A 17,950-nucleotide genomic window follows, 5' to 3' on the forward strand; every position below is an offset into this window, starting at 1 on the left:
TTGAGTGGCTTCAGCTTAGGCATTGGCGTCGGCAAGGCCTTGACCGTGCGCGCCATTCGTTTCACCATCTGTGCCAATCCCTCGTCAACGGCGTGCCGTATTGCCCTCAATGACTACGCAGAGTTCGCTGGCCAGCGCCTGGCTGATCCTTTTTCGCCTGCTCGAAGTGCATGGCGTCGACGCTCAGAGCTGGCTGCGCGAGCTGGGCATAGACCCGGACCTTGCCCGACAGCCCGGTGCGCGAATACCTAGTGTAGTGTCTCAAAAATAGCTACGCACTTGATACTGCGGTCGTGGGCGCGCTGATCGCCTCGCGGGCGCGCTGGATCTTGCGCAGGATTTCCTCGCCCTTGGCACGCCAGACGTATCGCTTCGGATTGTCGTTGCGTTCAGCCAGAAAGGTGATGATGGTGTCCGCCAATTCCTTGACGGAAGCAAAGCTACCCGCGGCGATGCGGTCGGAAACGTCGCGGAAGAAACGTTCCACCAGATTGAGCCAAGAAGACGAGGTTGGCGTGAAGTGCATGTGAAAGCGTGGATGCGCCTGCAGCCACGCCTTTACCTCGGCATGCTTATGGGTCGCGTAGTTGTCGGCGATCAAATGGATGGCCAGGTCCTTGGAGGTTTCCCGGTCGATTTTCTTGAGGAAGGCCAACCATTCCTGATGCCGGTGCTGCTCGGCAATGGTGGTGATCAGTTTGCCTTCCAGATAGTTCAGTGCCGCAAACAGCGTGAGGGTGCCGTGACGGATGTAGTCATGGGTTGCCGTCTTGATGTAGCCGATACCCAAGGGCAACCCGGGTTGGGTGCGCTCCAGCGCCTGACATTGCGACTTCTCATCACAGCATAGGACCAAGGCCTTCTCCGGTGGGTCCAGATACAAGCCAATGACGTCCCAGAATTTCTCCTCGAAATGCCGGTCATTCGACAGCTTGAACGTGCGCGTCAGGTGCGGCTTGATATCATTCGCCGCCCACAGGCGCTGCACGCTCGCCGGCGAGATGCCGGCCGCCTTCGCCATGCTGCGGCAACTCCAGCGTCCCACCGTCTCCGGTGGGCGGGTAACCGTCTCCAGTACCTTCCGGACTGCGGCCGTCGGTACGCTCGGCTTCCGGCCCCGGCCAGGGGCATCCGCCAAGCCGGCAAGACGCTGTTGCGCAAAACGCCGGCACCAGTGATTCACGGTCACCCGCGTTACCCCTACCGCTACGCCGATGGCTTCCTGTTTCTGGCCTTCGGCCGCCAGAAGGATGATCTGCGCGCGCAACCGGTCGCGAACCGCCACGGTACTGGCTCGCGTCCTTCTTCTCAGTTCCCGGGCCTCTTCCGCATCAAGCACAATTGTTGTCCTCGGCATCGCTCTGTCCTCCACGCAGTAGTTGCCTGAAGTATAGATCAAGCCATTTGCATGTAAAGGCATTATCGAGACACTACACTAGCTGGCTGGTCGATGTAGTCATTACCCGCGCCGCCGACGTGATCGCTGATCCGGCTTTCGGACTGACGGCGGCCGAGTGCTGGCATCCGTCCAGCCTGGGAGTGCTGGGCTATGCGTGGTTGTCGAGCAGCACACTGCGCCAGGGATTGCAGCGCATGCAGCGCTATTCCCGCGTGATCGGCGACCGCTGGAGCTGCGCCTGCATCGGGGAGGCGAATGGCTTGCGTTTTGTTTGTGAGCACGGACGTCGTGACATGACGGTCGGACACGTCATGACGGACTACATTCTGGCCCTCGCCCTGGCCATGTGTCGCGGCAATTCCGAGCGCAAGCTCAACCCGGTCCGGGTCTCCCTGCGTCGTCCCTTGCCTGCCGACCCGAGCCCCTACCAGGACTTCTTCGCTTGTGAGCTGCACTTCGGGGCAGGGGAGGATGCCTTCGTACTGGCCACCGACGACGCCGAAGCACTCCTGCCAACGGCCAACCGCGAATTAGCTGAAACCTTCGACGCGATTCTTGCCCAGCAACTGGCCGCGCACAGCAAGGCGGACCTCGTTTCGCGCTGCGAGGCCTTCCTGCTCAAGCAACTGACTTCGGGTGAGCCCAGCGTCGGCGATCTGGTCAAGGCCCTGGGCATGAGTCGGCGCACTCTGCAGCGCAAGCTCCGGGAAATGGGCACCAGCTACCATGAGATTCTCGAAGAAACGCGCTACGAGCTGGCCAAACGCTACCTTCAAGAATCGGCCCGGAGCGTGACGGAAATCACCTTCCTGCTCGGTTTCTCCGAGCAAGGCGCGTTCACCCGCGCTTTCAAGCGCTGGAGCGGTACGGCACCGAGCAGTTATCGCATGACCACAGCATTGCAGTGAGGCGGGCGCAAGCGGCGATCTGCACGCTGCCCGCCGTCAGTGCGAATGCAGGTTCCGGGTGATCAGGTAAACGCCTTTGCGTTGATCAGAAAGTGCGTCCAGATACTGGCCACGTAGCCCAGGGCGATCGCCCAGGTCCACTTGAGGTGGGAAAAGAACGTGTAGACGCCGCGCGCCTGTCCCATGACCGCAACCCCTGCGGCGGACCCCACCGAAAGCAGCGAGCCGCCGACACCGGCAGTCATGGTCACCAGCAGCCACTGACCGTGGTCCATCTCTGGCTGCATCGACAATACCGCGAACATGACCGGGATATTGTCCACCACCGCAGAAAGGAGCCCGACAAGAATATTTGCCGTCGTCGGGCCGAGCTGACCGTACATCAAGTGCGAGCCCAGCGACAGGTAGCCCATGGTGCCCAGCCCGCCGACGCAGAGGATGACGCCGTAGAAGAACATCAGCGTATCCCACTCGGCACGTTCCAGGGACTTGAAAATGTTGTACTGAACGGCCGTGCTGGACACTGCCTGACCGCCCGGGACGCCGTTCTCCATGCCCAGGGCGGTATCGCCCAGGTTCTCCCCAGCCGGACGGTGGGTGAAATTCTTGCGTCGCTTGAGGTAGTAGCCATAGAACTTGAGCACGCCGAGGCCGGTCATCATGCCCATCACCGGCGGCAGGTGGAGAAAATTGTGGGCGCAGACGGCCATCACGATGGTGCCCAGAAAGAGGCCGACGATCACCCAGGCACCGTGTTGCAGAACCGCCTGTTCCTTGACCGGATCGGGCGACGAATTGCCGATGGCCAGGCTCATGATGGTCGCGGGAACCAACCAGTTGACCACTGCCGGGACAAACAGCTGGAAGAACTCGCTGAAGTCGACCAGCCCCTTCTGCCAGACCATCAGCGTTGTGATATCCCCGAATGGCGAGAAGGCACCGCCGGCATTGGCCGCAATGACGATATTGATGCATGCCACAGTGACGAATTTCTTGTTGCTCCCGCCGACGGCGATCACCACCGTCGCCATCAGCAAGGCGGTCGTCAGATTGTCGGCCACCGGCGAGATGGAGAAAGCCAGCGCACCGGTAATCCAGAAGATGGTGCGCAATGAGTAGCCTTGCGTCACCAGCTTGACGCGCAGCAGATCGAATACACCGCGTTCGTCCATGGCGTTGATGTAGGTCATTGCCGCGAGCAGGAACAGGAACAGCTCGGCGAACTCGAGCAGATTGTGTCGTACGGCGATCTCTGCGGTATGCGTGTCGCCGTGCTGGGCATAGACGATCGCCACCAGCATCCAGATAATGCCCGCCGCGACGATCACCGGTTTGGACTTGCGCAGGTGCAGCGATTCCTCGGCAATGACCAGGCCGTAGGCGCCAAAGAATACGGCCAGCGCCACAAAACCTGCCCAGTGGCGGGTCAAGTCGAGCGTTGTCGACGGCCCGCCTTCGGAAGCGAGCGCGGCCAGGGGACAGGCGGCTGCCATGACGGCCAGCAATACGCGGGGCAAGCACTTCATCATTCGATTCCTTCTCGTTGGCTGCAATGGACGGGCTGCTACTGCTAACTCGCAGCCCACTTTCGGCGCGGTAGGGATTGCTCTTCGGGATGGTGTTGTGGTCAGCGCTTGCCCAGGCTGTGTCTGACCAGTTGCGCGACGCCATCGACGTTCAACTTCTGCATCACTCGCGCCTTGTGCACTTCCACGGTGCGCGGGCTGATGCCCAATTTTTCGGCGATATCGCGGTTGTGGCCACCGGTAACAATCAGGTCCATGACTTCGCGTTCGCGCGGCGTCAGCGTCGCCAGCCGCTCGGCAAAGTGACTGCGCTGCTCGCTCGCGTGCCGGCCGAGCGCGTACTTCGACAGGGCATCGTCGATCGCTGCCGTGAGTTTTGCCTGGTCGAGCGGCTTTTCCAGAAAGTCGCAGGCCTGCGCCTTGAAGGCCTCGCAGGCCGAGTCCACGTCGCCGTGACCGGTGATGACGATCACCGGCAAGCCGCTGCCGAGTTCGCGCAGGCGCCGCTGCAGAGCCAGCCCGTCCATGCCTGGCATGCGGATATCGAGCAGGATGCAACCGCGCCAATCCGGCGACAAGGCCTGCAGAAAGCTCTCGGCATCGGAAAAAATAGCCGTTCGGTAGCCGCGCAGGCTGAGCAGCAGGCCGAGCGAGTCGCGTACCGAGGCGTCGTCATCAACGATGAAAACCGTCAAGTCAGGCATGTGCAGGAGTCTTTTCGAAAGGTAACCGGAGCCGGAAGACGCCACGCGCACCAACCTCGGCCCAGAGGTTGCCGCCATGCGCCTCGGCGATAGCCCGACTGATCGCCAGGCCCAGCCCGAGGCCACTTGACTTGGTGGAGTTGAAGGGCTCGAAGAGCCTGCTCACGGCGTCACCGGTGAGGCCCGGGCCGCTATCCTCGATGCGAATGCAGATCCGGTCGCCGCCCTCTGCCAGCGCCGAGACGCGCACCCTACGCTCGCCGGGCGGTTGTTCGGAAACGGCGTCGAACGCGTTCGAGAAGAGATTGCGCAGCACGACTTCTAGCAGCCTGTCGGACTTTCCCGGCGCCAGATCCGAACATGCTATAATCATACTTCTTCGAGCAACCGAGTCATCGCATGTCCAACTTTATCGTTGCTGACCGCCAGACGGACTATCTGCTGCCGCCGTCGGTGGACGATTGGCTGAACCAGGACCATCTGGCGCGCTTCATTGTCGAGGTAATCGACCAGCTGGATCTGTCGAAGCTGACGCGTCAGTACGCGGGGCGCGGATCGAAAGCCTACCACCCGGCGACGCTGCTGGCGATTCTGGTCTATGGCTACGCCACCGGTGTCTTCTCGAGCCGCAGGCTGGAGCAGGCCACCTACGACTCGGTCGCCTTCCGTTTTCTTGCCGCCAACCGGCATCCCGATCACGACAGCCTGGCGGCCTTCCGCCGACGTTTCCTTGACGAACTGAGCGACCTGTTTCTGCAGGTCCTGGAAATGGCCAAGGAAATGAAGGTGCTCAAGGTGGGGAACATCTGCCTTGACGGCACGAAGATCGAAGCCAACGCCTCGCGGCACAGTGCGTTGTCGCACGGGTACATCGAAAAGCTGGAAGTGCAGCTCAAGGGCGAAATTCAGGAACTGCTGGCGCTGGCGGAACAAGCGGATCGAGCCGATATCCCGAATGGCGTCAGCCTGCCCGAGGAACTCAAGCGTCGCGAAGATCGGCTGGCGGCCATGGCCGCCGCCAAGGCCACGATAGTCGCCCGGGCCAAGGAGCGCGATCAGCGTGAGAAGGCCGAATATGACGAGAAGATGGCCTGCCGCGCCGCCAAGGAAAAAGCCACCGGCAAGAAGCCGGGCGGCAAGCCGCCCAGGGCGCCCGAGCCTGGACCGCGGGACAAAGATCAGCTCAATCTGACTGACGAAGAGTCACGCATCCTGCCGGTGGCCGGTGGCGGCTTCGAACAGGCGTACAACGCCCAGGCGGCGGCCGATGCGGCAACGATGCTGATCGTCGCCACCGGGGTCACGCAAGCGCCCAACGACAAACAGCAAGTCGAGCCGATGCTGGCGACCCTCAAGGCGCAGGCGGTGGTGCTCGGCGCCGTGGAATGCCTGATCGCTGACAGCGGCTACTGCAGCGAGAAGAACATCAAGGCGTGTGAGGCGGCCGGCATCGATCCCCTGATCGCCGTCGCTCGTGACGAGCACCACCCGGGCTGGCGGGAGCGCCACAGTGAGCCGGCAGCCTTGCCCGACAATGCCACCCCCGTGCAGGCCATGTCTCATCGCCTGAAGACCCAGGCAGGACGGGCGCGCTATGCGTTACGCAAGCAGACCATCGAACCGGTGTTCGGGATCATCAAGTCGGTGATGGGCTTTCGCCGCTTCTCGCTGCGCGGTTTGAACAAGGTCACCGGCGAGTGGACGTTGGTTTGTATGGCGTGGAATTTGAAGCGCCTGGCCGTATTGCGCCTGCAGTAGGGAAAATGAGGGGAAAACCCTCGGAAAAGCCTGAAAACCGACGAAATTCGGCTTTTTTGTTGCGTATGGTGAAACGCGCCGGCCAGGCCGGCGGTCAGTCCGACAGGCTGCTAGCTGCGGACCGTCGGCCAGCAGGACGCCGTCCGGAACCGGTTCGACGGTGAGTTCGACGCCGGCCTTGGCGGCGTGTCTGGCGAATGGCGCTGCCGCAGCGGCCAGCAGGGCACGCAGCGGAATGGCCTCGAGCCTGGTCGTGCCGGTGCGGAAGAAGTCACGCAGTCGGCGCACGACCTCGGCGGCGCGACACGCCTCGGAGACCATCAAGCGAATGCTGCCCTTCAGTCGGTCACCAGTCTCGCCGCGGGCGAGGAGTTCTTCGCAAGCCGCTCCGTAGGCGGACAAGGCGGTGAGCGGCTGGTTCAGCTCGTGCGCCAGCGCGCCGGCCATCTCGCCGGCGGCGGCCAGGCGCAGCGTCTGGCGAAGCTCGGCACTGATGCGCTGCTGCTCGTCGACGACCACGCCGATAAAGAAACCAGCCAGCACCAGCACCACGGTCACGGCCTGGATTTCCAGCACCGAGCCGGCCGAGAAACCTTGCCGGTAGACGACGACGATGAGCCCGATCTGGATCACCGCGGCGCTGAGCACGGCGCCGGCCAGGCCTTGCCGGGACGCGGCCCAGATAATCGGGAGAAAGAGCAGGTAGAAATACTGGAAGTCCGATTCGGCGCCGTGACCGACGGCCACCCACAAGGCCATCGCCGCCGCCAGCACGTAGCCCAACGTGTCGGGTCGCCAGAGTGTTGCCCGCAGCAAGGCCCGACCGCGCTCGTCGAAAAGCATCCAGAGCAAGGGCATGGAGACCAGAATACCGACGCCATCGCCTATCCAGAAGCGGCCAACCGCCTCGCTCCAGCCGGCCAACGGCACCAGATCGAGCGCCACCAGGGCGAGGACGAAGGCCACGCTGGTGAGCAGCGTGCCGGCAACGACGACGCCCGCCCAGCGCAGGAGGCCGAAACGATCAAGGAAGATGGCCGGACCACGCATCCGACGCCGTAACGCCTCGCCGATGGCGCCGTAGCCGAGTGCCAGCATGCCGGCGATGGCGACCGATACCGGCAGCGACGCCGGCAGGCTGCGGACGCCGATTTCGGCGAGCAAGACGGCCAGCGCCAGCACCAGTACCGCCTGCCAGCCATGGCGCAGAATGAAGACCAGGGCCAACGGTGGCGCCGGGTTCCACGGCGTGATGTAGGGGCCGTGCAGTGGATGGAAGAAGCTCATCCAGTCGAGCGCAACGTAGCCGGCAATCAATAACAGGGCATCGGTCCAGGACAGTCGGCTTGCGCTGATCATCGCTTCCTTCAGATCGTTACCACAGACCTTCGGTCTGTGTCGGCAAGGGGGTTCGGCTCGCTCAGCGAATAACGTACGTGAAACCCGTATTGTTGTCCATTAAACCGCGTTCCGGTGATACCTGCACCTAATTTTGCAAGCCCCCCGCCGCCAGCTTGAACACCGTACGCGTTTGCCCGCATTTTCAAGGGCCATCGCCCTCCCTATGATGGTGCGCTGAATTGGGCGCCGCTCGCGGCGGGGACTCCGGTCACCGATCGCAGCCCAATCGAATCCGGCGATGTGGAGGATCCGCGTGTTCTATTCCCTGAGTGCTTTCGTGAGCCTGTTTGCCTTCTGGCTGCTGCTGTCGGGCTTCTTCACGCCTTTCCTGATTGCCGTTGGCGCCGCCGGCTCGCTGTGCGTGCTCCTCTTCGCACACCGCATGGACGTCATCGATCACGAAGGTCACCCGATTCATCTCGGCTGGCGGGCCCTGTTCTCGTACTGGCCGTGGCTGGTCAAGGAGATCGTTCTATCGGCCTGGGACGTCAGCCGACGCATCGTCGATCCACGCCTGCCGATCTCGCCGACCATGACTCGCTTCAAACCCTCGCAGAACAGCGAACTGGGTCTGGTGATCCACGCCAACTCGATCACCCTGACCCCGGGTACGGTCGCCGTCGAGGTGGCCAAGGGTGAAATGCTGGTGCACTCGCTGAGCGCGGAGGGCGCGGCTGGCCTGGCCGGCAGCGAGATGGACCGACGTATAGCCGCCCTCGAGACTCCCTCCTGATGTTTGCCGCTGCGACCCTGCTACTGCTGGTCACGGTCAGCCTGACGCTGGTGCGGGCAGTGATCGGCCCCTCGGTCTTCGATCGCCTTCTGGCAACCAACACCATCGGCACCTGCACGGTGCTATTGCTGGCAGTCATCGGCTTCCTCACCGAGCGGCCCGAGTTTCTCGATCTGGCGCTGGTGTACGGCTTACTGAACGTGATCGGGACTGTCGCCGTGCTGAAGTTCTTTCGCCAGGGCAGCCTCGGCGATCCGGGCAGCGACGAGAAGGCACGACCTTGATCGACGTACTGATAGACGGTCTGAGCTGGGCCTGCCTGCTCGCCGGCGGCGTGTTCTGCAGCATCGGCGCGCTCGGCCTGTTGCGCATGCCCGAATTCTACACACGCCTGCACGCCGCCAGCGTCACCGACACCCTCGGTGCCGGACTTGTTCTGCTTGGGCTGATCCTGCAGGCGGGGCTGACGCTGGTCGCGGTCAAGCTGGTGATCATCGGCCTGTTGTTGTTCTTCACCGGCCCGGTTGCCGCGCATGCTCTGGCCAAGGCGGCCTTGAACCGCGGCCTTAAGCCCCTGCTGGCCGAAGCGGACGCTGAGTCCCTCGCCACCGAAACTTCGCCGGCCCCGACCCCCGACGATCGACCGCTATCGCCCGCAGTGGAGGGAGCGCCATCGAAACCCTGATCATCAACGTGCTGCTCACCCAGATGATGGTCGCCGTGGTCGCGCTGGCGCTCGTTCGCAACCTGTTTGCGGTGATCGTTCTTTTCGGCCTTTACAGCTTTCTTACGGCGACCGTCATGGTCTCGCTGGACGCTGTCGATGTGGCGATGACCGAGGCTGCAGTGGGTGCCGGCGTGTCGACGGTGCTGCTGCTCGGCGCCCTGCATCTATGCCGCAGCGAGGAGGAAAAACCGACCCACAAACCCTGGCTGCCGCTGGCAGTGACCATCGGCACCGGGCTGGTTCTCGTCTATGGCACCTGGGACCTCCCCGAATTCTCGGATCGCGAGGCACCGATCCATACGCACGTTACCCCTCGCTACCTCGAAGATGGCCCACGCGAAACGGGCGTGCCGAACGTGGTCACCGCAGTCCTGGCGAGTTACCGTGGCTTCGACACCCTGGGCGAAACGACGGTGGTGTTCACCGCCGGCATTGGCGTCATCGCGCTGCTGCGCCGCCGCCGCCACCTGCGGGAGGACATGGAGAAGTGAGAAACGACATGGTCCTGCGGGTGGTCGGCAAGCTGCTCATCCCTTTCATTCTGATGTTTGCGCTGTATGTACAGTTTCACGGTGACTTCGGACCCGGCGGCGGCTTCCAGGCGGGCACCATCGTCGCCGCGGCGATCATCTTCTACGCCATCATTTACGGTCTGAACACGGCGCGCCGCGTTCTCCCCGACTGGATCGTCGAATCGATGATCGCCATTGGCGCGTTGCTCTACATTGGCGTCGGCTTCGCAGGCCTGTTGCTGGGCGGCAACTTTCTCGACTATTTCGTGCTCGACAGCGACCCGGTCGTCGGCCAGCACCGCGGCATCTTCTGGATCGAGCTTGGGGTGGCTATCACGGTTTTTGGCGTCCTGCTGAAGATCTTCTACCTCTTCGCGCGACGCGGACCGAACTGACAATGAGCTTCTCTAGTTTCTTCAGCCACTACGACTACTGGGTGATGCTGTTCCTGGCGATGGCCGGCCTGTACGTCGTCATCGCCCGCGGCAACCTGATCAAGAAACTGGTCGGGCTGGCCACCCTGCAAACCTCGGTGTACCTGCTCTATCTCGTACCCGGCAAGCTCGTCGGCGGCACGGCACCGATCGTGCACACTGCTTTCACGCTGTACTCCAACCCTTTGCCGCACGTACTGATCCTGACGGCGATCGTCGTCGGCGTGGCGACGCTGGCCCTCGGCCTGGCGTTGGCCGTACGCATTCGCGAAGAGTACGGCACCATCGAAGAAGACGAAATCCTGCACATCGAGCTGGGGCCGGCGAAGAACGAGTCGGCAAGATGAGCTTCGCCGAGCATCTCCCCGTCCTGCAAGTCGTCGTGCCGCTGGTCAGCGCCCCGCTGGCCGTCCTTTTTCGCGACCGTCTGGCGGCTTTTCTTCTCGTTCTGGCAGGGTCCTGGGCAGCCTTCGCGATCAGCATCCTGTTGTGGCTGCAAGTGCGCGAAAGCGGGATAATTTCCTACGCCATTGGTAGCTGGCCAGCTCCGTGGGGCATCGAGTACCGCGTCGACGCACTGTCCTCGCTGGTGTTGATGCTGGTCTCCGGTGTCGGCGCGGTGGTTCTGCCCTACTGTCGCAGCAGCATCGTGCGCGAGATCCGACCCGACACCCACTACCTGTTCTATGCGATGTTCGCGCTCTGCCTGACCGGCCTGCTCGGCATCACCATCACCGGCGACGCCTTCAACCTGTTCGTCTTCCTGGAGATCTCCTCGCTCTCCTCGTACGTTCTTATCGCGCTCGGCAAGGACCGCCGCGCGCTGGTGGCGTCGTACCAGTACCTGATCATGGGCACCATCGGCGCGACCTTCATCGTCATCGGCGTCGGCTTGCTCTATGTCAAGACCGGCACCCTCAACCTGGCAGACATGGGCGTCCGGCTGCAGGACATGACCAGCCACCGACCGGTGCTCGCGGCCCTGGCGTTTCTCACCGTCGGCATCTCGCTGAAGCTGGCGCTGTTCCCCCTGCACCAGTGGCTGCCCAACGCCTACGCCTACGCGCCGTCGGCGGTGTCGGCTTTCCTCGCCGCCACCGCCACCAAGGTGTCAGTGTACGCACTGCTGCGCTTCTACTTCTCGGTGTTCGGCGAAACCGCGATCTTCAAGCAGCTCCCGATGGAGGACCTGATGCTGGTGCTGGCGCTGGCCGGAATGTTCGTCGCCTCGACCGTGGCCATCTTCCAGAACAATCTGAAACGCCTGTTTGCCTACTCAAGCGTCGCGCAGATCGGCTACATCGCCCTCGGCATCTCCTTCGACTCGGTCACCGGGCTTACCGCCACCATCGTGCACCTGGTCAACCACGCGGTCACCAAGGGCGGCCTCTTCCTGCTCCTCGGCGCGGTGATGGCCAGCATGGGCGGCGTCACTCTGGCACGGGTTCAGGGGGTGGGGCGCGTCATGCCGGTGACCACTTTCGGCATCGTGCTTTGCGGACTGAGCCTGATCGGCGTGCCCGGCACGGCGGGCTTCGTCAGCAAGTGGTACCTGATCCTGGCAGCCCTCGAGAAAGGCCAGTGGTGGCTGGTCTTCCTGATCGTTCTCTCGTCGCTGCTGGCGGTGGTCTACGTCTGGCGCTTCGTCGAGGCCGCTTACTTCCGTGCGCCGCGCGCCGATCTCCTGCAGGCGCGCGAAGCCTCGCTGGGCCTGGCGATTCCCGCCTGGATCCTGGTCGGCGCAACGATCTGGTTCGGTGTCGATACCTCGGTCACGGTCGGCTCCGCCGCCGCCGCAGCGAACATGCTGCTCGGAGTGACGCCATGATCGGCAGCGAGACGCTGATCCTCGCCAGCCTCTCGCTGCCGATCGTCGGCGCCGGCGCGATCGCCCTTTGCGGACGGCTGCCAAACCTGCGCGAGGCGGCGACGCTGATCACCGCCGCCCTGCTGCTGTCATGCGTCGCGCCACTGTTGCCGATGGTCCTCGCCGGTGAGCGGCCGGCGCTCATGCTGTTCGAAATGCTGCCGGGGCTGCTGATCGCTTTCACGGTCGAGCCACTGGGCATGCTCTTCGCCCTCGTCGCCTCGGGTCTGTGGATCGTCAACTCGCTGTACTCGATCGGCTACATGCGCGGCAACAACGAGGAGAAGCAGACGCGCTTCTACGTCTGCTTCGCGCTCGCCATCGCCGCGGCAATCGGCATTGCCTTTGCCGGCAACGTGTTTACGCTGTTCGTCTTCTACGAGCTGCTGACGCTGGTCACCTACCCGCTGGTCACCCACCACGGCACCGACAAGGCGAAGGCGGGTGGGCGCACCTACCTGGGAATCCTGATCAGCACCTCGGTCGTCTTCCTGCTCCCGGCGCTGGTGTTCACCTGGTACGTCGCCGGCACGACCGACTTCACGCCGGGTGGCATCCTGGGCGGCAAGTTGTCGGACGTCGCGCTCGCCGGGCTGCTGTTCCTGTACATGTTCGGCATCGGCAAGGCGGCGCTGATGCCTTTCCACCGCTGGCTGCCGGCAGCGATGGTCGCACCGACCCCGGTTTCCGCCCTGCTGCATGCTGTCGCGGTGGTCAAGGCCGGTGTGTTCAGCGTCGTCAAGGTCATCGTCTATGTCTTTGGCGCGGACACCCTGGTCGCCCAGGGCGGAGCGGACTGGCTGACGGCGATCGCCGGCTTCACCATCATCGCCGCCTCGATCGTTGCGCTGCGCGCCGACAATCTGAAGCGCCGCCTGGCCTATTCCACGATCGGCCAGCTGTCCTACGTCATCCTGGCGGCAGCACTGCTGACGCCGCTCTCGCTCGCCGCGGCAGCCTTGCACATTGCAGCGCACGCGGTCGGCAAGATCACCCTGTTTTTCGCCGCCGGCGCCATTTACACGGCGGCCCACAAGACCAATGTCAGCGAACTGGACGGCATCGGCCGGCGCATGCCCTGGACCATGGGCGCCTTTGCCATCGGTGCCCTATCGATGATCGGCCTGCCACCGGCGGCCGGCTTCGTCTCCAAATGGTACCTCCTGTCCGGCGCCATGGGGGCCGGCGAGTGGGCCGTCGTCGCCGTCCTGCTGGCGAGCACCCTGCTCAATGCCGGGTATTTCGTGCCCATCGTCTACCGCGCCTTTTTCCGCCCGCCGTCGGCCGAGGACGAGCATCACCCGCATGGCGAGGCGCCGCTGCTCATGGTCGTCGCACTGACGACAACGGCCGCTGCCACGCTGGCGCTGTTCTTCTTTCCCGGCGTGCCGCTGGCGCTGGCGCAACAAATGCTCGGAGGCTGATGGTGAGCACTGAAAAGCACTGGCTGGTACGCCCCGAAACCATCAAGCTGTTGTGGCGCGTGTTCATCGCCGTACTGGCACTGACCGTGGCTGCCGAACTTGTCGTGCATCTGCATCCGCACTTCGGCTTCGACGGCTGGTTCGGCTTCCACGCCTGGTACGGCTTCCTCACCTGTGCCGCCATGATCGTCTTTGCCAAGGGCCTCGGCCTGCTGATCAAGCGGCCGGACACCTATTACGGGGAGGACCGATGATCGTCCACCCCGCGCTGATCCTCGTCCTCGGCGCCCTGGTCCTGCCCTGGCTGCCGCGCGCGGCACGCCAGGCGGCGGTGATCGGGCTGCCGCTGGCCACGCTATGGGCCGTCTGGCAGGTGCCGGACGGCGCGGCGTGGCAACTGCATTTCCTCGATTACACGCTGACGCCGCTGGCCGGGGACAGGCTGACGCGCCTGTTCGCGACGATCTTCTCGCTGATGGCCGCCGTCGGCGGCCTGTTCGCGCTGAAGCAGGAGAGCCGGCTCGAAGTGCCGGCGGCGATGTTCTACGCCGGTTCGGCCATCGGCGTCGCCTTCGCCGGCGACCTGATCACCGTCTTCATTTTCTGGGAGCTGATGGCCATCGGCTCGACGCTCGTCATCTGGAGCGCCGGCAACCGCACTGCCTATACTGCCAGCATGCGCTACATGGCGATCCACCTGCTCGGCGGCGTGGTTCTGATGGCCGGCATCGCCGGCCATGTCGCGGCGACCGGCTCGGTGGCCTTCGTGCCCATGGCGCCGGAATCGTGGGCACAGTGGCTGATCCTCGCCGGCGTCCTGATCAATGCCGGCGCACCGCCGCTTTCCGCGTGGCTGCCGGATGCTTATCCGGAGGCTTCGTGGAGCGGCACCGTGTTCCTCTCGGCCTTCACCACCAAGACAGCGGTCTATGTCCTGCTGCGCGGCTTCCCGGGTACCGAGCTGCTGATCTGGGTCGGCATGTTCATGATCTTCTACGGCATCGTCTACGCGCTGCTCGAGAACGACATGCGGCGCATCCTTGCCTACTCGATCGTCAATCAGGTCGGCTTCATGGTGGTCGGCATCGGCATCGGCACCGAGATGGCGCTGAACGGCGCCGCGGCGCACGCCTTCGCCCACATCATCTACAAGGCGCTGCTGCTGATGTCCGCCGGCGCCGTTCTCTACCGCACCGGGCGGCGCAAGTGCACCGACCTCGGCGGGCTGTTCCAGAGCATGCCCGTTACAGCGGTGTGCGGCATCGTCGGCGCGCTCGCCATTTCCTCCTTCCCATGGACTTCGGGCTTCGTCAGCAAGTCGATGATCTCCCAGGCGGCCGGCGACCAGCACCTGACCTTCGTCTGGCTCGGCCTGGCGGCGGCCTCGGCGGGCGTCTTCCTGCATGCCGGCATCAAGTTCCCGTGGTTCGTCTTCTTCCAGAAGGATTCCGGGCTGCGCCCCGCGGACCCGCCGGCGAGCATGCAGGCGGCGATGCTCGTCTTCGCCGCCCTGTGCATCGGTCTGGGGCTGTTCCCCGCCCCGCTCTACGCCCTGCTGCCCTTCGCGGTGGACTACGAACCGTACAGTGGCGCGCACGTGGTGACGCAGCTTCAGCTGCTGCTCTTCTCGGGTCTGGCGTTCTTCGTCATGCTCGAGTCCCTGAAGCGCACGCTGACCATCTCGCTCGATTTCGACTGGTTCTATCGCGTCTTCGCCCGCCGCCTCAGCGAAATCCTGACGCCGCTGTTTACCGGCCTAATCGCCGCAGTAGAGCGCTCCGCGGGCGCCCTGGCGAATCGCGGAGGCGACGTACTTCGCCGCCACCACGGCCCGCTCGGCGCCCTGGCGCGGACCTGGCCCACGGGCAGCATGGCGCTGTGGGTAACGATAATGCTGCTCGCCTGGCTGGTTCTGTATTACCTGTTCTGAGCATGAGCTCCGCGGCGTTTCCAGACGACCTGGCGAGCAAGGCGCGCAGTGGGGGCGGGAGTGCCGGCGTTCATCGAGCCGACGAGCGCGATCGCGCAAGACGATTACTCATCCCGGTGACCCCCGGCGAACGTTCGCGCTGGGGCATTGCGTATGCGCTGCGCGAGCAGCGCAACGGCCAGCCGGTAGAGGTCGTCCTGCTCTTCGTTTCCGAAGCCGTCACCGCAGCCGACGGCCTGCGCTTTCGCACGCACGTCGAGATGGCCCGCTTCCAGGCCGAGTCCGGCGCCAAGGTCCTGCACGACGCCGCGCAGCCGCTGCTCGCGGCAGGCGTTTCCTGCCAGGCAATCTACCGCGAAGGCGATATCGTTGCCCAGATCGGCGACGTTGCCGAACAGCTCGCCTGCGACGCCATCGTCCTGCCGCGACCGCACGCCCGCATCGCCACGCTACTCGCCCGCGACGTGGTCCGTGAAGTCATCGGGCGCAAAGCGAGAGGCGTTCCGGTGGTGACGGCGGATTCCGAGGGGGTTGGCGTACATTCCCCTGCGCAGCATCCGCGCTCCTGAACCGTCGCGGCATTCCCCTCGACGTCGGCAAGCTGGAGGGGGAGGTTTACCGCAATGTCCATAGTCAACCTGACCAGAGGCAGGGCGGGTGTCCTGCCGAGCGCAGAGAGCGGCAACCCCGGCCGCTATTTGACGCGCTGCAGCTTCGGCCGCCCGGCGGGCGGCGGAGTCTTCGGCGGTTCAGGCTGACGCCCGTCCCCGGGCGGGGTGCCGCCGCTGTCCGTTTCGCCAAGCACCGCGGTCTGTGCCTCGAAAGCCATGCCGGCGCCGTTTTCCTTGGCATAGATGGCGGCGACATTGCCGATCGGTACCAGCAGGTCGCGCGCGACGCCGCCAAAGCGGGCCTGGAAGGTGATCACCTCGTTGCCCAGCTCGAGGCGCCCGGTCGCTTCGTAGCCGACGTTGAGAACGATCTGGCCATCACGCACGTGCTCCATCGGGACACGCGTGCGTGCGTCGACGGTGACAGCGAGGTAGGGGGTGAAGCCGTTGTCGGTGCACCACTGGTGTATGGCGCGAATCAGGTAGGGTTTGGTCGACGGCAGATCCAAGTTCTTTCCCATGAGAGGTGATCGACATGTGGCAACAAAGTGGCCGACGTCATCGCCTGACGGCGACTTCCCGCGCAGCCGCAGCCCGTGCTACTTGCGCATGGCTTTTTCGGAGGGCGTCAGAGCGTCGATGAACCCCTGACGGCTGAAGATCCGCTCGCCGTACTTCAGCAGCGGCAGCGCGGTCTTCGAGAGTTCGATGCCGTAGTGGTCTAGCCGCCAGAGCAGCGGCGCGATGGCGACGTCGAGCATCGAGAACTCTTCGCCGAGCATGTGCTTCTGCTTGACGAAGACCGGCGACATCTCGGTAAGCCGGTCGCGGATCTGCTGGCGAGCACGCTCGGCCGTCTTGCTGTTCTTCTCCAGCGGCTCGATGTAGGCGAAGACCTCGCGCTCCATGGTGATCAGCAGCTGGCGCGCGCGTGCGCGCATGATCGGGTCGGCCGGCATCAACTGCGGATGCGGGAAGCGCTCGTCGATGTACTCGTTGATGATGTTCGGCTCATACAGGATGAGATCGCGCTCGACGAGCACCGGCACGCGGCCGTAGGGGTTGATGATGGCGATGTCTTCGGGCTTGGCGAAGAGGTCGACATCGATCACCTGGAAATCCATGCCCTTCTCGTAAAGGACGATGCGGCAGCGGTGACTGAACGGGCAGGTGGTTCCCGAATAGAGATTCATCATGATCAATACCCTCAAAAACGAATCGGCATCGCGGCGGCGGCGGGCGCTTGTCGCGCCCTCGCCGGCGATGCCGTAGCCCGAAACCCGGCGTTATGCTTCGGTTACTTGATGTCTTTCCAGTAGTTCTTCTTCATCTTGTAGGCGAAACCGAAGAGAACGACCAGGAAGGCCAGCACACCGGCGCCGAGCTGTTTGCGGAAGCCCGCTTCCGGCTCTGCCGCCCAGACCATGAAGCCGACCAGATCGGCTACCGTCTTGTCGTACTCGGCAGGCGTCTGCGTTCCGGGCGTCGCCAGCTCGAGCTTGTGCTCGCCGTTCATGATCTGCGTTCCCTGCAGCTGCCAGAGAACGTGCGGCATGCCAACGTTCTCGTAGATGGTGTTGTTCCAGCCGGTCGGACGCTTTTCATCCTGGTAGAACGAACGCAGATAGGTGTACAACCAGTCGGCGCCGGTACCGTCGCCGGAGGCACGCGAACGCGCGACCAGCGAGAGATCGGGCGGCGTCGCGCCAAACCAGGTCTTCTGCTCGGCTGGCCGGGCGGCGATGCGCATCGGCTGGCCGACCTTGTCGGCGGTGAACAACAGGTGATCCTTGATCTGCTGCTCCGAAAGCCCAAGCTGGGTCAGACGGTTGTAGCGCACATAGCTCAAGCCGTGGCAGTTCATGCAGTAGTTGACGAAAGTCCTGGCGCCGCTCTGCAGGGCAGCGTTGTCGCCCTGCACGTCGGGCGCCTTGTCGAGATGGAGAGCCGCGCCGCTGGCCATGGCAATGGCCGGGGCGAGGAGCAATGCAGTGAGCAGTTTTTTCATTTTGTGCT

21 protein-coding genes and 1 pseudogene are annotated in these 17,950 nt (G+C 63.9%); 14 read left to right on the forward strand and 8 right to left on the reverse strand.

Features of this window, described 5'->3' with window-relative positions; genetic code table 11:
• The first annotated feature begins 109 nt into the window (after window positions 1-109).
• Window positions 110-271: a hypothetical protein gene (locus QZ613_RS17680; protein WP_291983343.1), complete on the forward strand. Its 162-nt coding sequence runs from the start codon at window positions 110-112 to the stop codon at window positions 269-271.
• Here the strand turns inward: QZ613_RS17680 and QZ613_RS17685 are convergent, their stop codons facing one another.
• Window positions 272-1,357 carry an IS630 family transposase gene (locus QZ613_RS17685; RefSeq protein WP_291983383.1) on the reverse strand — a complete coding sequence of 362 codons (1,086 nt, stop codon included), beginning with the start codon at window positions 1,355-1,357 and terminating at the stop codon, window positions 272-274.
• A 47-nt stretch (window positions 1,358-1,404) separates the two neighbouring features.
• Here QZ613_RS17685 and QZ613_RS17690 point away from each other — a divergent pair, with 47 nt between their 5' ends.
• Window positions 1,405-2,307, forward strand: a complete 903-nt coding sequence (locus tag QZ613_RS17690; protein WP_291983346.1) for an AraC family transcriptional regulator — start codon at window positions 1,405-1,407, stop codon at window positions 2,305-2,307.
• Window positions 2,308-2,369: 62 nt separating this feature from the next.
• Here the strand turns inward: QZ613_RS17690 and nhaD are convergent, their stop codons facing one another.
• The 3 genes from nhaD to QZ613_RS17705 form a co-directional block, all read right to left on the reverse strand.
• Window positions 2,370-3,800: a sodium:proton antiporter NhaD gene (nhaD, locus tag QZ613_RS17695; RefSeq protein ID WP_291863675.1), complete on the reverse strand. Its 1,431-nt coding sequence runs from the start codon at window positions 3,798-3,800 to the stop codon at window positions 2,370-2,372.
• Window positions 3,801-3,934: 134 nt separating this feature from the next.
• On the reverse strand, window positions 3,935-4,537 hold the full coding sequence (locus QZ613_RS17700) for a response regulator (protein ID WP_043568016.1): 603 nt from the start codon (window positions 4,535-4,537) through the stop codon (window positions 3,935-3,937).
• Window positions 4,530-4,910 (reverse strand): ATP-binding protein, encoded by a 381-nt coding sequence (locus QZ613_RS17705; protein WP_291983348.1) that lies wholly within the window; start codon window positions 4,908-4,910, stop codon window positions 4,530-4,532. Before QZ613_RS17705 ends, QZ613_RS17700 begins: the two co-directional genes overlap by 8 nt.
• Before the next feature lie 26 nt (window positions 4,911-4,936).
• Here QZ613_RS17705 and QZ613_RS17710 point away from each other — a divergent pair, with 26 nt between their 5' ends.
• Window positions 4,937-6,295, forward strand: coding sequence for an IS1182 family transposase (locus tag QZ613_RS17710; protein WP_291863770.1), 1,359 nt, complete (start codon window positions 4,937-4,939; stop codon window positions 6,293-6,295).
• 270 nt (window positions 6,296-6,565) lie between these two features.
• Here the strand turns inward: QZ613_RS17710 and QZ613_RS17715 are convergent.
• Window positions 6,566-7,654 (reverse strand): annotated as a pseudogene (locus QZ613_RS17715) (MASE1 domain-containing protein); the annotation flags it as partial.
• A 295-nt stretch (window positions 7,655-7,949) separates the two neighbouring features.
• Between QZ613_RS17715 and QZ613_RS17720 the strand changes: the two are divergent.
• From QZ613_RS17720 to QZ613_RS17770, 11 genes are read left to right on the forward strand one after another with little or no spacing between them, the layout of a single operon-like run.
• Entirely contained in the window at window positions 7,950-8,429 is a 480-nt protein-coding gene (locus QZ613_RS17720; protein WP_291863666.1) for a Na+/H+ antiporter subunit E, read from the forward strand.
• A complete protein-coding gene (locus tag QZ613_RS17725; RefSeq protein ID WP_043568021.1) occupies window positions 8,429-8,713 on the forward strand; it encodes a monovalent cation/H+ antiporter complex subunit F in 285 nt (94 codons plus the stop codon). Before QZ613_RS17720 ends, QZ613_RS17725 begins: the two co-directional genes overlap by 1 nt.
• Complete coding sequence (mnhG, locus tag QZ613_RS17730; RefSeq protein WP_291863664.1) at window positions 8,710-9,114, forward strand: monovalent cation/H(+) antiporter subunit G; 405 nt, start codon at window positions 8,710-8,712, stop codon at window positions 9,112-9,114. Before QZ613_RS17725 ends, mnhG begins: the two co-directional genes overlap by 4 nt.
• Window positions 9,115-9,122: 8 nt before the next feature.
• The gene (locus QZ613_RS17735) at window positions 9,123-9,647 is read left to right on the forward strand and encodes a DUF4040 domain-containing protein (protein WP_291983351.1); all 525 of its coding nucleotides are present in this window, start codon (window positions 9,123-9,125) and stop codon (window positions 9,645-9,647) included.
• Window positions 9,644-10,063, forward strand: a complete 420-nt coding sequence (locus QZ613_RS17740) for a Na(+)/H(+) antiporter subunit B (protein ID WP_291983353.1) — start codon at window positions 9,644-9,646, stop codon at window positions 10,061-10,063. The genes QZ613_RS17735 and QZ613_RS17740 overlap by 4 nt, the downstream gene beginning before the upstream one ends.
• A gap of 2 nt (window positions 10,064-10,065) precedes the next feature.
• The gene (locus tag QZ613_RS17745; RefSeq protein ID WP_291902766.1) at window positions 10,066-10,449 is read left to right on the forward strand and encodes a cation:proton antiporter subunit C; all 384 of its coding nucleotides are present in this window, start codon (window positions 10,066-10,068) and stop codon (window positions 10,447-10,449) included.
• A complete protein-coding gene (locus QZ613_RS17750; protein WP_291863658.1) occupies window positions 10,446-11,930 on the forward strand; it encodes a monovalent cation/H+ antiporter subunit D family protein in 1,485 nt (494 codons plus the stop codon). Before QZ613_RS17745 ends, QZ613_RS17750 begins: the two co-directional genes overlap by 4 nt.
• Entirely contained in the window at window positions 11,927-13,393 is a 1,467-nt protein-coding gene (locus QZ613_RS17755) for a proton-conducting transporter membrane subunit (RefSeq protein WP_291983355.1), read from the forward strand. Before QZ613_RS17750 ends, QZ613_RS17755 begins: the two co-directional genes overlap by 4 nt.
• The gene (locus QZ613_RS17760; RefSeq protein ID WP_043568039.1) at window positions 13,393-13,647 is read left to right on the forward strand and encodes a hypothetical protein; all 255 of its coding nucleotides are present in this window, start codon (window positions 13,393-13,395) and stop codon (window positions 13,645-13,647) included. Before QZ613_RS17755 ends, QZ613_RS17760 begins: the two co-directional genes overlap by 1 nt.
• Complete coding sequence (locus QZ613_RS17765) at window positions 13,644-15,323, forward strand: Na(+)/H(+) antiporter subunit D (RefSeq protein ID WP_291983357.1); 1,680 nt, start codon at window positions 13,644-13,646, stop codon at window positions 15,321-15,323. Before QZ613_RS17760 ends, QZ613_RS17765 begins: the two co-directional genes overlap by 4 nt.
• A gap of 2 nt (window positions 15,324-15,325) precedes the next feature.
• Window positions 15,326-15,892, forward strand: coding sequence for a universal stress protein (locus tag QZ613_RS17770; RefSeq protein ID WP_291983359.1), 567 nt, complete (start codon window positions 15,326-15,328; stop codon window positions 15,890-15,892).
• 125 nt (window positions 15,893-16,017) lie between these two features.
• On the opposite strand, the gene QZ613_RS17775 is transcribed toward QZ613_RS17770, so the two are convergent.
• From QZ613_RS17775 to QZ613_RS17785, 3 genes are all read right to left on the reverse strand, one after another.
• Complete coding sequence (locus tag QZ613_RS17775; RefSeq protein WP_291983361.1) at window positions 16,018-16,455, reverse strand: ClpXP protease specificity-enhancing factor; 438 nt, start codon at window positions 16,453-16,455, stop codon at window positions 16,018-16,020.
• A 78-nt stretch (window positions 16,456-16,533) separates the two neighbouring features.
• Window positions 16,534-17,130, reverse strand: coding sequence for a glutathione S-transferase N-terminal domain-containing protein (locus QZ613_RS17780; protein WP_043568047.1), 597 nt, complete (start codon window positions 17,128-17,130; stop codon window positions 16,534-16,536).
• Between the two features lie 101 nt (window positions 17,131-17,231).
• Window positions 17,232-17,942 carry a cytochrome c1 gene (locus QZ613_RS17785; protein WP_043568048.1) on the reverse strand — a complete coding sequence of 237 codons (711 nt, stop codon included), beginning with the start codon at window positions 17,940-17,942 and terminating at the stop codon, window positions 17,232-17,234.
• Between the last annotated feature and the right edge of the window lie 8 nt (window positions 17,943-17,950).

Origin of the sequence: Candidatus Accumulibacter sp. ACC005, assembly GCF_907163215.1 — a bacterium.
GTDB lineage: Bacteria > Pseudomonadota > Gammaproteobacteria > Burkholderiales > Rhodocyclaceae > Accumulibacter > Accumulibacter regalis.

Excerpts from the sequence above, each read along its gene's own strand:
- QZ613_RS17700 (WP_043568016.1), bottom strand. The coding sequence starts at position 4,537 with ATGCCTGACTTGACGGTTTTCATCGTTGATGACGACGCCTCGGTACGC.
- QZ613_RS17725 (WP_043568021.1), top strand. The coding sequence starts at position 8,429 with ATGTTTGCCGCTGCGACCCTGCTACTGCTGGTCACGGTCAGCCTGACG.
- QZ613_RS17785 (WP_043568048.1), bottom strand. The coding sequence starts at position 17,942 with ATGAAAAAACTGCTCACTGCATTGCTCCTCGCCCCGGCCATTGCCATG.
- QZ613_RS17745 (WP_291902766.1), top strand. The coding sequence starts at position 10,066 with ATGAGCTTCTCTAGTTTCTTCAGCCACTACGACTACTGGGTGATGCTG.
- QZ613_RS17680 (WP_291983343.1), top strand. The coding sequence starts at position 110 with ATGACTACGCAGAGTTCGCTGGCCAGCGCCTGGCTGATCCTTTTTCGC.
- QZ613_RS17705 (WP_291983348.1), bottom strand. The coding sequence starts at position 4,910 with ATGATTATAGCATGTTCGGATCTGGCGCCGGGAAAGTCCGACAGGCTG.
- QZ613_RS17770 (WP_291983359.1), top strand. The coding sequence starts at position 15,326 with ATGAGCTCCGCGGCGTTTCCAGACGACCTGGCGAGCAAGGCGCGCAGT.
- QZ613_RS17780 (WP_043568047.1), bottom strand. The coding sequence starts at position 17,130 with ATGATGAATCTCTATTCGGGAACCACCTGCCCGTTCAGTCACCGCTGC.
- QZ613_RS17755 (WP_291983355.1), top strand. The coding sequence starts at position 11,927 with ATGATCGGCAGCGAGACGCTGATCCTCGCCAGCCTCTCGCTGCCGATC.
- QZ613_RS17765 (WP_291983357.1), top strand. The coding sequence starts at position 13,644 with ATGATCGTCCACCCCGCGCTGATCCTCGTCCTCGGCGCCCTGGTCCTG.
- QZ613_RS17775 (WP_291983361.1), bottom strand. The coding sequence starts at position 16,455 with ATGGGAAAGAACTTGGATCTGCCGTCGACCAAACCCTACCTGATTCGC.
- QZ613_RS17710 (WP_291863770.1), top strand. The coding sequence starts at position 4,937 with ATGTCCAACTTTATCGTTGCTGACCGCCAGACGGACTATCTGCTGCCG.
- QZ613_RS17685 (WP_291983383.1), bottom strand. The coding sequence starts at position 1,357 with ATGCCGAGGACAACAATTGTGCTTGATGCGGAAGAGGCCCGGGAACTG.
- QZ613_RS17750 (WP_291863658.1), top strand. The coding sequence starts at position 10,446 with ATGAGCTTCGCCGAGCATCTCCCCGTCCTGCAAGTCGTCGTGCCGCTG.
- QZ613_RS17760 (WP_043568039.1), top strand. The coding sequence starts at position 13,393 with ATGGTGAGCACTGAAAAGCACTGGCTGGTACGCCCCGAAACCATCAAG.
- nhaD (WP_291863675.1), bottom strand. The coding sequence starts at position 3,800 with ATGGCAGCCGCCTGTCCCCTGGCCGCGCTCGCTTCCGAAGGCGGGCCG.